This is a genomic window from Nocardia sp. CC227C, assembly GCF_030767025.1.
In the GTDB taxonomy this organism is placed as follows: Bacteria; Actinomycetota; Actinomycetes; order Mycobacteriales; family Mycobacteriaceae; genus Nocardia.
In genome coordinates, this window is record NZ_JASITE010000011.1 from 210,188 (window position 1) to 224,272 (window position 14,085).

Annotated in this window: 15 protein-coding genes; 7 read left to right on the forward strand and 8 right to left on the reverse strand. The window is 67.9% G+C overall.

All coding sequences use genetic code 11. The annotated features are described in order from the left end of the window. Window positions 1–30 precede the first annotated feature (30 nt). Complete coding sequence (locus QMO76_RS22965) at window positions 31–1,596, forward strand: protein kinase (protein ID WP_306363385.1); 1,566 nt, start codon at window positions 31–33, stop codon at window positions 1,594–1,596. Continuing rightward, entirely contained in the window at window positions 1,593–3,494 is a 1,902-nt protein-coding gene (pknB, locus tag QMO76_RS22970; RefSeq protein WP_306363386.1) for a Stk1 family PASTA domain-containing Ser/Thr kinase, read from the forward strand. The genes QMO76_RS22965 and pknB overlap by 4 nt, the downstream gene beginning before the upstream one ends. Window positions 3,495–3,568: 74 nt before the next feature. On the opposite strand, the gene QMO76_RS22975 is transcribed toward pknB, so the two are convergent. The 3 genes from QMO76_RS22975 to QMO76_RS22985 are packed head-to-tail and all read right to left on the reverse strand — an operon-like array spanning window position 3,569 to window position 5,368. Then, entirely contained in the window at window positions 3,569–4,030 is a 462-nt protein-coding gene (locus QMO76_RS22975) for a deaminase (protein ID WP_306363387.1), read from the reverse strand. Then, complete coding sequence (locus QMO76_RS22980; RefSeq protein WP_306363388.1) at window positions 4,020–4,733, reverse strand: dihydrofolate reductase family protein; 714 nt, start codon at window positions 4,731–4,733, stop codon at window positions 4,020–4,022. The genes QMO76_RS22975 and QMO76_RS22980 overlap by 11 nt, the downstream gene beginning before the upstream one ends. After that, window positions 4,730–5,368 (reverse strand): aminodeoxychorismate/anthranilate synthase component II, encoded by a 639-nt coding sequence (locus QMO76_RS22985; protein ID WP_306363389.1) that lies wholly within the window; start codon window positions 5,366–5,368, stop codon window positions 4,730–4,732. The genes QMO76_RS22980 and QMO76_RS22985 overlap by 4 nt, the downstream gene beginning before the upstream one ends. Window positions 5,369–5,587: 219 nt before the next feature. Here QMO76_RS22985 and crgA point away from each other — a divergent pair, with 219 nt between their 5' ends. Together crgA and QMO76_RS22995 are read left to right on the forward strand one after the other, a co-directional pair. Next, a complete protein-coding gene (crgA, locus tag QMO76_RS22990) occupies window positions 5,588–5,854 on the forward strand; it encodes a cell division protein CrgA (RefSeq protein ID WP_306363390.1) in 267 nt (88 codons plus the stop codon). Between the two features lie 150 nt (window positions 5,855–6,004). After that, window positions 6,005–6,445 (forward strand): PH domain-containing protein, encoded by a 441-nt coding sequence (locus QMO76_RS22995; protein ID WP_306363391.1) that lies wholly within the window; start codon window positions 6,005–6,007, stop codon window positions 6,443–6,445. 80 nt (window positions 6,446–6,525) lie between these two features. Here the strand turns inward: QMO76_RS22995 and QMO76_RS23000 are convergent, their stop codons facing one another. Then, window positions 6,526–7,398, reverse strand: a complete 873-nt coding sequence (locus tag QMO76_RS23000) for a rhomboid family intramembrane serine protease (protein ID WP_306363392.1) — start codon at window positions 7,396–7,398, stop codon at window positions 6,526–6,528. 17 nt (window positions 7,399–7,415) lie between these two features. Beyond that, window positions 7,416–7,943, reverse strand: coding sequence for a peptidylprolyl isomerase (locus QMO76_RS23005; protein WP_306363393.1), 528 nt, complete (start codon window positions 7,941–7,943; stop codon window positions 7,416–7,418). A 98-nt stretch (window positions 7,944–8,041) separates the two neighbouring features. Here QMO76_RS23005 and QMO76_RS23010 point away from each other — a divergent pair, with 98 nt between their 5' ends. Beyond that, window positions 8,042–8,236, forward strand: coding sequence for a hypothetical protein (locus QMO76_RS23010; RefSeq protein WP_143983372.1), 195 nt, complete (start codon window positions 8,042–8,044; stop codon window positions 8,234–8,236). Window positions 8,237–8,250: 14 nt separating this feature from the next. Here QMO76_RS23010 and QMO76_RS23015 read toward each other — a convergent pair whose 3' ends face one another. The 3 genes from QMO76_RS23015 to QMO76_RS23025 all read right to left on the reverse strand — a co-directional run bounded on the left by QMO76_RS23015 (window position 8,251) and on the right by QMO76_RS23025 (window position 11,540). Continuing rightward, window positions 8,251–9,099, reverse strand: coding sequence for an ABC transporter permease (locus QMO76_RS23015; RefSeq protein WP_372342047.1), 849 nt, complete (start codon window positions 9,097–9,099; stop codon window positions 8,251–8,253). Beyond that, window positions 9,096–10,091 (reverse strand): ATP-binding cassette domain-containing protein, encoded by a 996-nt coding sequence (locus QMO76_RS23020; RefSeq protein WP_306363394.1) that lies wholly within the window; start codon window positions 10,089–10,091, stop codon window positions 9,096–9,098. Before QMO76_RS23020 ends, QMO76_RS23015 begins: the two co-directional genes overlap by 4 nt. Window positions 10,092–10,514: 423 nt before the next feature. Next, a complete protein-coding gene (locus tag QMO76_RS23025) occupies window positions 10,515–11,540 on the reverse strand; it encodes an adenylate/guanylate cyclase domain-containing protein (protein WP_306363395.1) in 1,026 nt (341 codons plus the stop codon). A 359-nt stretch (window positions 11,541–11,899) separates the two neighbouring features. Here QMO76_RS23025 and QMO76_RS23030 point away from each other — a divergent pair, with 359 nt between their 5' ends. Together QMO76_RS23030 and QMO76_RS23035 are read left to right on the forward strand one after the other, a co-directional pair. Beyond that, entirely contained in the window at window positions 11,900–12,244 is a 345-nt protein-coding gene (locus QMO76_RS23030; protein ID WP_306363396.1) for a hypothetical protein, read from the forward strand. Between the two features lie 474 nt (window positions 12,245–12,718). Beyond that, window positions 12,719–13,606: an SMI1/KNR4 family protein gene (locus tag QMO76_RS23035; protein ID WP_306363397.1), complete on the forward strand. Its 888-nt coding sequence runs from the start codon at window positions 12,719–12,721 to the stop codon at window positions 13,604–13,606. Window positions 13,607–14,085: the final 479 nt, after the last annotated feature.

Genomic DNA, 14,085 nt, shown 5'->3' on the forward strand with positions numbered 1-14,085 from the left:
TATGAACGTGCTCGCTGGACGGGGGCTGGAATGCTGACCAACGGTGCCTTGATCGCCGACCGCTACCGGCTGCATCGCCTCATCGCCACCGGCGGAATGGGACAGGTCTGGGAAGCCTTGGACACCCGCCTCGACCGCCGGGTCGCGGTGAAGGTGCTCAAGGCCGAATTCTCGGCCGACCCCACCTTCCGGCACCGGTTCCGCACCGAGGCCAAGACGACCGCGCAGCTCAACCACCCCGGCATCGCCGGCATCTACGACTACGGCGAGACGATGGACCCGGCGGGCGGCGAAACCGCCTACCTGGTCATGGAACTGGTGTCCGGAGAGCCGCTGAACGCCGTCCTCAACCGGCTCGGCCGCCTCTCGGTGGCGCAGGGCCTGGACATGCTCGAGCAGACCGGTCGCGCGCTACAGGTGGCGCACGCCGCGGGCGTGGTGCACCGCGACGTCAAGCCCGGCAACATCCTGGTGACGCCGACCGGCCAGGTGAAGATCACCGACTTCGGCATCGCCAAAGCCGTCGACGCCTCCCCGGTCACCAAGACCGGCATGGTCATGGGCACCGCCCAGTACATCGCGCCCGAACAGGCCACCGGCGAGGACGCCACCGCCGCCTCCGACGTGTACTCGCTCGGTGTGGTCGGCTACGAAGCCCTGGCCGGGCAGCGGCCCTTCACCGGGGACGGCGCGCTCACCGTCGCCATGAAGCACGTGCGGGAGACCCCGCCGCCGCTCCCGTCGGACCTGCCGCCGAACGTGCGGGAACTCATCGAGATCACCATGGCCAAGGAGCCGGGCCAGCGCTACACCAGCGGCGGCGAATTCGCCGACGCGGTGGCCGCCGTGCGCTCGGGCCGCCGCCCGCCGCCGCCCAGCGGCATGTCCGGACCGATGACCTCCGGCGCCACCCGGGTGCTGCCGCCCGGACCGACCGTGATCCTGCCCTCCGCCCCGCGCGGTGACGCGGCCACCGTGCGATACCCGACGCCGCCGCACGCACAGCGGGCGCAGCAGGCGCCGGTCGCCACGGCCATGATGCAGGGCCCGCACACCCCGCCGCCCGGCACGCCGCCGACCGGTGGGCGGACCGCCGATCAGGGCGGTGGACGCTTCACCAACAGCCAGAAGGCCCTCGCGGGTCTCGGTGTCGGCGCGGTGGCGGTGGGAGCCGCCGCGGCCTTCGTCCTGCTCAACAACGATCCGCCGGAGCCGACGCCGCCCACCAAGACCAGCGCCGTTGTGGTACCGCCGCCGGTGCAGTCCACCACCACGACGACCGAGCCGCCGACCACCACCCGGTTCGTGCCGCCACCGCCGACGGTGCCGCCGACCACCGAAGAACCGGTGCCGACCACCACCGAGCCGACACCGACCACCACGACGCAGCCGCCGACCACCACGACGCAACGGCCGACCACCACCAAGCCGACACCGACCACGACGGTCAAACCCACCAGGACCACCATCGAGCCCCCGTTCGAAATACCATCGTGGCCACCGACGGTGCCCGGTGGCGCCGGCGGCGCTTTCGGAACCACGCGACCAGCCCACAGCAGTACTCCAGCCCCCGCCGCCCAGCAAGGACTGCCATGACGACCCCGAAGAATCTCTCCTCTCGCTACGAGCTGGGCGAGATCATCGGGTTCGGCGGTATGTCCGAAGTCCACAAGGCGCGGGATATGCGCCTCGGCCGCGATGTGGCCATCAAGGTGTTGCGTGCCGACCTGGCCCGCGACCCCACGTTCTATCTGCGGTTCAAGCGGGAGGCGCAGAACGCGGCCGCGCTGAACCACCCCGCCATCGTGGCGGTCTACGACACCGGTGAGGCAGAGGTCGACGGCGGGCCGCTGCCCTACATCGTCATGGAGTACGTGGACGGTGACACGCTGCGCGACCTCGTGCGCGGCAAGGGACCGCTGCCGCCGCGCCGGGCCATGGAGGTCATCGCCGATGTGTGTGCGGCGCTGGACTTCTCGCACCGCAACGGCATCGTGCACCGAGATATGAAGCCCGCCAACATCATGATCAACCGCGCGGGCGCGGTGAAGGTGATGGACTTCGGCATCGCGCGCGCCATCGCCGACAGCTCCAACCCCATGACGCAGACCGCGGCGGTCATCGGCACCGCGCAGTACCTGTCCCCGGAGCAGGCCCGCGGCGAGCAGGTCGACGCCCGCTCGGACGTGTACTCGGTCGGCTGCGTGCTGTACGAAATCCTCACCGGCGAGCCGCCTTTCACCGGTGACTCCCCGGTCGCGGTGGCCTACCAGCATGTGCGGGAGGATCCGCGGCTGCCCTCGCACGTGCATCCGGGTGTGCCGCGCGAACTCGACTCGGTCGTGCTCAAGGCCATGAGCAAGAACCCGGCCAACCGGTATCAGACGGCCGCGGAGATGCGCGCCGACCTGATCCGCGTGCTGGGCGGGCAGAAGCCCACCGCGCCCATGGTCATGACCGAGGAGGAGAGCACCACCTTCCTCGACGAGGAGTTCCCCGCACCGCGCTACCGCACCGTGGAACGCGGCGACGACACCTCCGAACAGGAGATCGTCGACCCGGACGGCTCCCGCCGCGGGCTGTACCTGGGCTTGGCGGGTGCGGCCGCCGTGGTGGTGGCCTTCGCACTGTTCTGGGCGCTGCTCGGACCCGGCTCCCGCCCCGACCAGGTCACGGTGCCGGATCTGGCCAACAGTTCCGCCGCCGCCGCCCAGAAGGAACTGGAACGGCTCGGTTTCACCGTCGCCATCCAGGAGAAGCCGGACAGCAAGGTGGCGCAGAACAATGTGATCGCCACCCGGCCGCTCGGCGGCTCACGCGTGGACGAGGGCAGCACCGTCACCCTCCAGGTCTCCACCGGTCCCGCGCAGGTCGCGGTGCCGCGCCTGGCCGGGCTCACCCAGCAGCAGGCCGAACAGCAGCTCAATGCCAAAGGGCTGCGGCTGGATTCGGACGTGCAGCGCGACGCCTCCAGCGTCGAGGACAAGGACAAGGTGATCGCGCAGACCCCGACCGAGGGCGCGCGGATCGACGCCAACAGCGCGGTCACCATCACCCTCGGCAAGGGCCCCGACCAGGTCCGCGTCCCCGATGTGGTGGGCCAGCCGCTGGAGGTGGCCGAACCCAATCTGGTGGAGAGCGCCGGATTCGAGATCACCGTGGAGGAGGTGCAGAACTCCCAGCCCAAGGGCACGGTGATCGGCACCAGCCCGGCGGGCGGCTCCATGGCAGACAAGGGCTCCACGGTGATCGTCCAGGTCTCCACCGGCGACGCCATCAATATGCCCGACCTGCGCGGCATGACCCCCGCCCAGGCCGCCGACGCCCTCCGCTCCCGCGGCTGGGTCGGCCAGATCAGCCAGAACACCCAGGCCACCCTGGACGCGGGCAGCGTCGGCCGGGTCATCGCCCAACAGCCCGCGGTCGGCTCCTCGCTCGGCAAGACCGCGACGGTGACCATTACGACCGGTGTGTTGTCCCTCGGTCCCCCGTGAGATCCGCCGCATCGGCATCACCGATATGGCCGCGTCCGCGAGGAGCGCGGCCATTCGTTTTCAGACCGTCATCTTCAGAGCTTCAGGTGGCGGTTCATCGACATGGCCTCGTCGGCGAGGTCGGGGAGTTCGATCACCTCGATGCCGTGTTCGCGGAGTTTCTCCACGCCGACGCAGTTCGCCACGAAAGTGGCGGGTTCGCGCCAGGCGATGACGACGCGGCGGATGCCCGCGCGCAGGATGCGGTCGGTGCAGGGGGTTCGGTCGAGGCTGGCGCGCTGCGAGCAGGGTTCCAGGGTGCTGTAGAGGGTGGCGTGGGGTAGGCGGGGATCGTCCGGTTCCAGTTTGTCCAGCGCCGATTCCTCGGCGTGCACCTTCTCGTCGGTCTCCCGCGACCACCCGTGCGTGATCTCCACGCCGTCGTCGCCGACGATCACCGCACCCACCGAGAACGCGGTCGCGCTGATCGGGCACAGCCGGGCCAGTCCGATGGCGTGCCGCATCCACTGCCGGTGCAGGCGGTGTTCATCCGACATGGGGACCCTCCTCCTTCGGCAGGTAGCGCAGCAGGGCGATATCGCCGACCTGGCTGACCTCGGCCAGCCGCAGCCGCCGGTGCGGCCCACCGGGATACGCGGCGGAACGCAGGAATCGCGGGGCGGCCGAATCGCCGACCAGGATCGGCGCGACCGCCATCAGCATCTCGTCGGCCAGTCCCGCCGACAGGAAGGCGGTGTGGATGGCGCCGCCGCCCTCCACCATCAGCCGTTCGACCCCCCGCGCGCCGAGATCGTCCAGCAGCGCGGCGAAATCGACCGTGCCGCCCAGCGACACCACCGTCGCCGACCGCGCGAGGCGATCGTGCAGCCGTGCCGCACCGGCCTCGGTGGTGTAGACGATCCGCTCCCCGCCGCTGTGCCAGAAGCGCAACTCCGGGTCGAGTTCGCCCTTGGCCGAGACGACCACGCGCAGGGGATATTCGGGGCGACCCGCCGAGACCCGGGCGGCGCGGCGCTCGGCGCTGTTCACCAGCAGCCGGGGATTGTCGCGGCGCAGCGTCTCCGCGCCGACCAGAATGGCGTCGGATTCGGCCCGCAGCCGATCCACCCGGTCGAAATCCGCCGAGTTCGACAGCAGCAGCCGCTCGGTGCGCGCGTCGTCGATATAGCCGTCGATGCTCACCGCCACCGACAGCACCACGTGCGGTCGGCGGCCCACCACATCGCCGGGACGGTTCACACCAGCGCCGCGACTTCCGCTTCCAACGTGCGCACCAGGCCCTCGTCGGGCCGAGCGCCGCAGACGCCGAGCCAATTGGCCAGCATCCGGTGCCCGCCCTGGGTGAGCACGGATTCGGGATGGAACTGCACGCCGTGAATGGGCAGCTCGCGATGCCGCATGGCCATGACGATCCCGCTCTCGGTGCGGCCGAGCACCTCCAGCTCCGGCGGCATGGTCTCCTCGAGCACGGTCAGCGAGTGGTAGCGGGTGGCGGTGAAGGGGTCGGGCAGTCCGGCCAGCACCCCCGCGCCGACGTGGTAGACGTCGGAGGTCTTGCCGTGCAACAGCTCCGGTGCCCGCGTCACGGTGGCCCCGAACGCCGTCCCGATGGCCTGATGCCCCAGGCACACCCCGAGCAGCGGCACCCGGTGCTTCGCACAGGCGCGCACCAGCTCGATGCTGGCCCCCGCGCGCTCCGGCGTCCCCGGCCCGGGGCTGATGAGCAGACCGTCGAACTCGGTCACCACCGCGTTCACATCGGCGAGCTGTGGATCGTCGTTGCGCCAGACCGTCGCGTCCACACCCAGCTGCCCCAGATACTGGACCAGGTTGAACACGAAGCTGTCGTAATTGTCGACGACCAGAACACGCATGGTTCGAGAGTAATGGGCGCGTCCGCCGCTAGCCCAGGCAATACCTACTATGGACACTACCTACCGTGAACGTATGCGGGCGCGACGGCTGATTTCGCAACGATCGGGGTAACTCCTGGGTACGCCCAGAATCGGGGTCGGCACCACCCGCCGGCACGCATGCAAGAATATCGACGGCACTCAGCCATGCGCTGAAGTCACGGAGAGGCGGAACAGCCCATGCCCAAGTCGAAGGTCCGGAAGAAGACGGACTACACGATCAATCCGGCCAGCCGGACGCCCGTCAGAGTGAAGGCGGCGGGTCCCTCGCCGGTGTGGTACGTCTCCATCATGCTCGGTTTCATGCTGGCCGGGCTGGTGTGGCTGCTGGTGTACTACCTGGCGGCGGAGCAGATCAGCTGGATGAGCGATCTGGGTGCGTGGAACTTCCTGATCGGCTTCGGCCTCATGGTCGTGGGCCTGATCATGACCATGCGCTGGCGCTAGTTTTCCCCAGTCTCCACAAGATGAGCGGTGTGTGGATGGGTGCCACCGCTACATATAGCGGCTGCTAGTGAGCTCGATCGCCTTACAACAGTGTTATTCATACACACTTGTGGATGAATCTGTGGACAACTCGAGGAGGGTTTGGGGACTGTGACACCGGCCGATTCCCGCGCCTTGGCGTGGTCCACCCCGCCCGCCGCCCTCGTCGTCTGCGCCCTCGGCGGAATCGTGCTCGCCGTGGCGGCAATCCTGTCCGACGATCCGCCGGGTCGGCTGCTCATCGGCCTGGCCGCCGTCGCCCTGCTCATCATGGCCGGAGTCGGCCTGCGGCAGCGCCCACGCCTGGCCGTCGAACCGGGCACCCCCGATCCGATCGTGGTGCGCGGCGTGGCCGGACCCAAGCGCTATACGCCCGAGCAGGTGCTGCGGGCGCGCGTGGTCAAGTACCGGCGGCTCGGCCGCCGCATGCCCATGCTCGAACTGGATGTGGAGGACGGCGGCGAGGAGAGACTGCTCATCTTCGGCCGCTGGGATCTCGGGGCCGCGCCCGACGAGGTGCTGGAAACCCTGCGCGCCCATCTGGGCCGCTGACGCGGGTCCGTCTCACCGGCCCGTGCGCGCGACCGGCCGTGCGTGTCACCGGCTCGGCTCGCCACCATCGGTTGGCATCGTCAACTGGTCACCATCGCCGTCGCCACCGCCGCGACCGCCAGCGCGGCGAACGCGACCACGCCGACCGCGCCCCAGCCGATCGCCGACGCAGTCGACTGACTGCCGGCCCGCAGCCAGCGCGGCAGGTAGAGGATTCCGGCCGTCGCGGCGGTACCGGCCGCCAGACCGCCCAGGTGCCCCCACAGCGAGATGCCCGGCACCGACACGCTGATGAAAAGGTTGATGGCCAGCAGGACGGCGATCTGGGTGAGGTTCTGCCGGGTGCGCAGCATGATGATGGCGACCGCGCCGAAGAGTCCGTAGATCGCTCCGGAGGCTCCAGCCGTGGCGGCGTTCTCGGGCCCCAGCGCCAGTGCCGCAGCGGAACCGCCGATGAGCGAGGTCAGGTACACCGCCAGAAAACGGCCGCGCCCCAGCGCCGTTTCACAGTAGGGGCCGAGGATGTACAGCGCGAGCATGTTCACCAGCAGGTGAAGCACGCCGTAGTGCAGGAATCCGGAACCGATGACACGGAACCACTGGCCGTCGGCGACGTAGGCCGGGAACAGCACCCAATCGGTGAACAGCTCGGAGAACCTGTTCTGGGACACGCTCTGCGCCTGGAAGGCCGTGATGCCGAACACGATCACATTGATCGCGATGAGCCCGTAGGTGACGAACGGCACGGGATTGCGCGCCAGCTGCGCCCCGCCCACCGTGCGCACCTGCCGAACGTCCTTCTGCCCCTGCGCGACACAGTCCACGCAGTGCTGCCCGACCGAGGCCGAGCGCAGGCATTCCGGGCAGGCGGGCCGCCCGCACCGTGTGCAGGCCAGACCGGTGGCCCGGTCCGGGTGGCGGTAACACGACGGTGCGGGTGGGTATGGATTCATCTCTACTGCTTTCGAGTTCAGCCGATGGTGACGCTGTTGATCACGACCGGATCCTTGGGCCGGTCGTTGCGGTCGGTCGCGGTGGTGGCGATGGTGTCGACCACCTTGCGGGAGTCGGGATCCACCACTTCTCCGAAGATGGTGTGCTTCCGGTTGAGGTGCGGCTGCGCACCGACGGTGATGAAGAACTGCGAACCGTTGGTGCCCGGCCCGGCATTGGCCATGGCCAGCAGGTAACCGCGGTCGAAGCGCAGTTCGGGATGGAATTCGTCCTTGAACTCGTAGCCCGGTCCACCACGACCGGTGCCGGTCGGGTCGCCGCCCTGAATCATGAAGCCGTCGATCACGCGATGGAAGACGGCCCCGTCGTAGAACGGCCCGGAGGTGGTGCCGGCGGCGTTCTCGGTGGTGTACGGGGCGGAACCGTCGGCCAGGCCGATGAAGTTGCGCACCGTCGCGGGGGCGTGGTTACCGAAGAGCGAGATCTTGATATCGCCGAGGTTGGTGTGCAGCGTCGCCACGGCGGTCTGATTCGGTGAGGTCACGCCGCCCATGCTATGTCGTGGCCGGCGGGAGAACCCCCAGCGACCTGCGGTCACCGCCCCTTGCTGCGCGAAACCGCGTGCTGTGTCACAGTGGTCGGATGGAGCTGGGGAGTTTTCGCAACCGAATCATCGCGGCGGCACTACTCGGAGCGGTGGGCAGCATTGTCGCGGTCGTCCTGAACCGCCGACCCCAGCCGCCCGCCCCCGCCCCGGAACCCCCGCGACTGGGTTACTCGCGCAATGGCTCCGCACCCACCCCGCTCGCCGGAGCGGGCACGGAAACCACGCGCTGAGACCGGAAAGTTCCCTACCTGCTCACCGAGCGCTTGTACTGCCGCACCGCCAGCGGGACGAAGATCACCAGGATCACCACGACCCACATGAGCGTGGTCGCGACGGGATGCCGCATGGACCAGGTGTCCGGCGGCGGCATGGCCGCGCTGGTATTGCCGAACAGATCACGGGTGGCCTGGGTCAGCGCCGACACCGGATTCCATTCCGCGAACAGCTTCAGCGGACCCGGCAGATTCTCCATCGGCACGAAGGTGTTGGCCAGGAAGGTGAGCGGGAAGATCACGATGAAGACGGCATTGTTGAACACCTCGGGCGCTCGCACGATCAGGCCGATCACGGCCATGATCCACGAGATCGCGTAGGCGAACAGCAACAGCAGCAGATACGCCAGCACCGCGTCCACGAACGAGCCGCGAATCCGCCAGCCGACCACCAGACCGGCCAGCGACATCACCACCAGGCTCACCACATTGATGACCACATCCGCGCCGGTGCGCCCGATGAGCACGGCGGCGGGCTCCATGGGTAGTGAGCGGAAGCGGTCGATGATCCCCTTCTGCATATCCTCGGCCAGGCTCAACCCCGTGAAGGTGCCGCCGAATACGACGGTCTGGGCGAAGATGCCCGCGATGAGGAACTCGCGGTAGCCGCCCTCCATACCGGGCACCTGGATGGCCGTGCCGAACACGTACGCGAACAGCAGTACGAACATGATCGGCGACAGCGTCGTGAAGATCAGCACGTCCGGAACGCGCTTGATCTTGATGACATTGCGCTTGGTGATGGTGAGGCTGTCACTCGCCAACATGGTGGCCCGCTGGGCCAGCGACGGCTTCTCGACGGACGTCAGCGTGGCGCTCATCGGGCCTGTCCCTCCTTCTCCAACTCGGCCGAACCCGATCCGTTCACAAGTTCCTCGGCCTCGTGGCCGGTCAGCGTCAGGAACACGTCGTCGAGCGACGGCCTTCGCAGGCCCACGTCGTGAATCGCCACCTCGTGCTTGGTGAGCTGACCGATGGCGTCGACCAGCGCCTGCGAACCATTGCTGACCGGAACGATGATGCGCCGCAGCCCCGGCTCCAGCCGGATCTCGCCGTGGGCCAGCCCGGACAGTGCCTGCTCGGCGACCGCCAGATTGTCCACATGGTCCACGGTCAGCTCGATGCGGTCGCCGCCGACCATGGACTTGAGTTCGTCGGAGGTGCCCTCGGCGATCACCGTGCCGTGGTCGATCACGGCGATGGAGTCGGCCAGCCGGTCGGCCTCCTCCAGGTACTGGGTGGTCAGCAACAGGGTGGTGCCCCCGGCGACCAGCTCCTCCATGACATCCCAGAGGTCCAGGCGCGCACGGGGATCGAGGCCGGTGGTGGGTTCGTCCAGGAACAGCACCGGCGGATTGGCGACCAGAGCGCCCGCGAGGTCGAGCCGCCGCCGCATACCGCCGGAGTAGCCCTTCACCGGGCGGTCACCGGCGTCGGCGAGCCGGAAGCGCTCCAGCAGCTCCCGGGCGCGCTGCTTACTGCGCTGAATCCCGAGGTGGTACAGCCGACCGACCATTTCGAGATTCTCGAAGCCGGTGAGGTATTCGTCCACGGCCGCGTACTGGCCGGAGGTGCCGATCCGGGAGCGCAGCAGCTGCGGATCCTTCAGCACGTCGACCCCGGCGACGGTGGCGCGGCCGGAGTCGGGGATGAGCAGGGTGGTCAGGACTCGGACGGTGGTGGTCTTCCCCGCGCCGTTGGGCCCCAGCAGGGCTTTGACGGTGCCCTCCGGCACCCGTAGGTCGAGTCCGTCCAGTGCGACCACGCGGCCGTACCGTTTGACCAGCCCCTCTGCGACTATTGCGTCGGGCATGTTTCTCCTGGTGTCGTATGGGTTCTGAGCTCGTACAGGCTTGTGAGCTGCGCAGATACTGTCGACCGTGACCGGGAAGCTATTGCCCCAGTATTGCCCAGGCTGATCGTGATTTCATCCCATTTACCCCGTTTCGAAACGCCTGTCGGGCACGCGGAGCCGCATCCCGTGGGGATCCGGCGGCGCGCGGTTCTCGACAGCTCGTGCACGAACACATGTTCGCAGCGGGGTACGACAAGTTCGGCGAAAAAATCTCCAACGCGATGGTCCCCGTGCGCACACAAACACGATTCGTCGCGTAGGATCGTTCCCGTCGGCCCCTCCCCCCCGGGCCGACCAATCGCGGGCCTCGGCTAACTCCCCCCCTTCGCCGAGGCCCGCCCCCCTTTCTGGAGTCGGTTCGCCGGACTAGACCAATACGATCTAGACGAGTGGGCGAATCTCGTTGCGGCGCAGCACATGCCCGCGCAGTCGGCTGATCCCGCGCACCCGCACACTGCGCAGATGCCGGAGCGTGAACTCCGGATCGCCGTCGAGCCGCGCGGCCGCGCCGTCGTCGATGAGCACGGTGCCCGGCCGCGCCACACCGGTGAGCCGGGCGGCCACGTTCACCACATCGCCGTAGAGGTCGCCGAAGCGCTGCAATACCGGCCCGTAGGCCAGGCCGATGCGCAACTGCGTGGTGATGCCCGGCGACGCTTCCGCCGCCTCCTGAATGGCGAGGGAGATCCGCGCCCCCTGATCGGCGGACCCGGCCGCGTACATGACCTCGTCGCCGACGTTCTTGATCACCCAGCCGCCGCCCGCGGTGATCGCATTGCTGGTGACGGTCTCGAAGGACTCCAACAGCGCCGAGAGCTCCTCGGGATCGAGGTGCCGGGTCAGGCGCGTGTAGCTGACCATATCGGCGAAACCGACCGCCAACTGCCGCACCTGGTCCCCCGCCACCGCGCCGCCGTCCAGCGAGCGCGCCAGCGAGGAGGCGAGCTGCCGCCGCCAGGCATAGGAGAGCAGCTGCTCGAGTTCGGTGACGACCTCCTCGGTGGCCGCCCGCGCCGCCTCCTGCGGATCGGCCGCGGGATCGGCCTCTGCAATGGCGGCGATCCGGTCCAGGATCTCCTCGGTGACCAGATCCACCTGCCACTCCGCCAGCCGCGCCATGGACTGCCCCAACTGCCGCGCCGCCGCCGTCTGCCGCGGAACATCCGCGCGCGCAAGCACACTCAGATTGGTGAAGGTGCGCACCGCCTGCACATCGGCATCGGTGAACTCGATCGCCTCGTCATCCGGATCGGCCGGAAACCCCAGCGACACCCACAGCCGCCGCGACAAGGTCGACGGCACCCCGGTGCGGTCGGCCACCTGCCGCCGGTTGTACTTGCGCTCCCCGCTCAGCAGATACGGCTCGACCACCGACTGAACCAACTTGGAGATCTCGGTGGAGGCCATGGGGCCACCTTACGGCGCGAACCCCCCACCACGCCGCCGCCACGACCCGCCTGGTGACCGATCACAGACCAGCCGGGAACGACGCGGCGCTCATGCCTGTGACAAGTACGGACCTCCAGCGGAGGGATCCGATGCACGTGCCTCGCGGCCCACTGCCCGGCCGGGCAACCCTGTCCGGCACACGGGTGCGGACAACCTCGGCACTATCCGGCCCGTACATCACGACCGCTGTCTCGGCCGGTCCCCTCAAGCTGACATTCTGCGCCGAATCTGTGGCTCGACTGGCGGGTTCCGTGGCCTGGCGCGATGATTGCCCGCAGTCGGGGACCGTTGACATTCGTTCATCTACAGGGGAATTCATGAAACGCGCTGCACTAACTCTGCTCGGCATCCTTGTCATTGGCATCCTGGTCGCAGGATTCAGTGGCCGAGCGGCCGCAGCTCCTGTTTCGGCCGGGTCGGTCGAGGCTCCGGCAGCGATAGGGGTCACGATCGATGAGACGGGTGAGCCTGTCGCAATGTGCATGATGCCGGGGGACTCGATCGGCACGCGCGCGGCGATCGGTGCGGTAATCGGATTCTTCCTCGGGTTGCCGGTCTTCATCATCGGATCCATCCCGATCGCCCTGGCGGGTGCTGCCTTCGGCGCGTTGTCCTATGTACTCGCGAGGTGGTCCGCCGACCAGATCCCGGGGCCCTGCTAGATCCGCGCTCGCGGTAGTTTCGCGGCGGCAGCAGACCGAACCACGCCGTTCGCGAGGCCGCGCCGACCGTCATCTCCTGCCGAGGATCACGCCACGTCGCCGCTGCGCCCACCAGCCCCGGAACACATCCACGGCCCGGCGTCAGCTACCCCATCCGACATGAACGCGGCTGGGGATGGACCGCGCGCCCCCGAGAGTTGGCGGTCGCACGGGCAGGTGCCGTCGCATTCGACCCGCCGCATTCCTGCCAGCGGGCGAGGGCGGTGTAGACGCGGCGTGTGGGCAGAGGCGGCCCCTTCGAGGTCTGCGCCGAATCCTCTGGGGGCCTCCGTTCGCAGTTTCTGTGTTCGGTGCGTTGTTCGGGCAGTCTTGACTTTGTCGTCTGCCAATCAGGAGGCTGGGGGCACTCGGGTGGGACAGCGCAATACGAGGCGTTCCCGCTGGCCGCCCAGTTCCGTTGGTAGCGTCAGCGCCATGGAGCTTCGTGATCTTGTAGCTCGAGCTGTACGCATCGGGGCAACACCCGGACTTCCAGCTTCCTCGGCCGAGCTCGCTGCGGCAGAGTCGCGACTAGGGGTCCGCTTCGATCACCAATACAGAGAGCTGATGTCGATCTGCAGCGGCATCGAGGCGATCGGTGGTTCCTTCCTGTACCCAGCCGATGAGCTCGGTGCCTCGCCACGATGGCTGGAGTGGACCGCTTTTCTCGAGATCGAGTACTTCACCGGAGATCCGCCGGGCTTCGAGATGCGGAACTGGGAAATGATCGAACCGATCTTCCATCCGCCCCCGGCCGGACGAATTCATGTCCTGATCGGCGATGACGAATTACAGCCCGAGGCCCTGGTATGCAACTTCTCCAGTACAGATCCCGATGCGCCGCCCGGGGATATCGCCCAGTGTCGCTACGAACCTCACATCCGTGGAGATCTCACCGAGACCTTGGCCCAACTGGTCGACGTTGCCGAAGAACGCGGCATGGATGACGGGCGCGTCGAGTCCGACCAGCACGATCGCGCGGACGTGTACTTCCAAATCGGCCGTCTGCTGCGAGGGATCTCGACACAGAACCGTGCGTATATTCGCCATGCCCTGTCGGCTCGATGGCGTCACGAGTTCGACCAGCGACCTGGCCAACCCGGCCTCAACGACCTCCGCGATTCCGTGTGCTGGCATCGGGTACCAGCCAAGATCGAACCGATCGAGTATGACCTGTGGGGATCGCCTCCGCATTCTGTGCGCGCCACGGCAACCATGCCCGAGGGCTGGTCGAAATCCCCGCTCGAGGCCGTCATTGGTGTCGTCAAGGAGAACACCGTGTGGCGGATCGACTCGTGGTCATGGAGTCGACCGGACGGATAGAGGCGGCGCAGTTGGTTGCGAGCAAGTGGCGCTACCTCTTCCGAACAGTAATCCGTCCGATTGGGATCTGACGGACGAACTCGCCGATACCCATACTCAGAGCTATCCCCAGGGCGCGGCACTGATGGCACTGGGGATCTCCGCCATTCCAGGCGGGCTACTCGGGATGCTCCTCAATGTCATGGCGAAGACCCGGAGCGGCGGAACTCAGCGGATTCGCCGTACAAGTCGGGCTCCTGCTATGCGGGACGCTGCTGCCACACCGAGGCAAGGAGCACCTCCCCTACCCTGTGCTTCTCCACCTCATCCTGAATCAACCGGCGGGCCCGAACGCACTGGTCTGCCGAATGCAGGATGCCGAATCGAGCCTCCCTGGTCGGGCTCGATCGGTGTGGCAAGCTCACGGCATGGACAGTCTGCTTACCTTCGACAGCGAGCGGTCCATCGTGCTGGATCGAGCCTCCAGGCCGAGTTGAACA

Coding starts and splice junctions, on each gene's coding strand:
- QMO76_RS23035 (WP_306363397.1), top strand. CDS start 12,719: ATGGAGCTTCGTGATCTTGTAGCTCGAGCTGTACGCATCGGGGCAACA.
- QMO76_RS23000 (WP_306363392.1), bottom strand. CDS start 7,398: ATGAATCCATACCCACCCGCACCGTCGTGTTACCGCCACCCGGACCGG.
- QMO76_RS23020 (WP_306363394.1), bottom strand. CDS start 10,091: ATGCCCGACGCAATAGTCGCAGAGGGGCTGGTCAAACGGTACGGCCGC.
- QMO76_RS22985 (WP_306363389.1), bottom strand. CDS start 5,368: ATGCGTGTTCTGGTCGTCGACAATTACGACAGCTTCGTGTTCAACCTG.
- QMO76_RS22975 (WP_306363387.1), bottom strand. CDS start 4,030: ATGTCGGATGAACACCGCCTGCACCGGCAGTGGATGCGGCACGCCATC.
- crgA (WP_306363390.1), top strand. CDS start 5,588: ATGCCCAAGTCGAAGGTCCGGAAGAAGACGGACTACACGATCAATCCG.
- pknB (WP_306363386.1), top strand. CDS start 1,593: ATGACGACCCCGAAGAATCTCTCCTCTCGCTACGAGCTGGGCGAGATC.
- QMO76_RS23015 (WP_372342047.1), bottom strand. CDS start 9,099: ATGAGCGCCACGCTGACGTCCGTCGAGAAGCCGTCGCTGGCCCAGCGG.
- QMO76_RS23010 (WP_143983372.1), top strand. CDS start 8,042: ATGGAGCTGGGGAGTTTTCGCAACCGAATCATCGCGGCGGCACTACTC.
- QMO76_RS23030 (WP_306363396.1), top strand. CDS start 11,900: ATGAAACGCGCTGCACTAACTCTGCTCGGCATCCTTGTCATTGGCATC.
- QMO76_RS22965 (WP_306363385.1), top strand. CDS start 31: ATGCTGACCAACGGTGCCTTGATCGCCGACCGCTACCGGCTGCATCGC.
- QMO76_RS23025 (WP_306363395.1), bottom strand. CDS start 11,540: ATGGCCTCCACCGAGATCTCCAAGTTGGTTCAGTCGGTGGTCGAGCCG.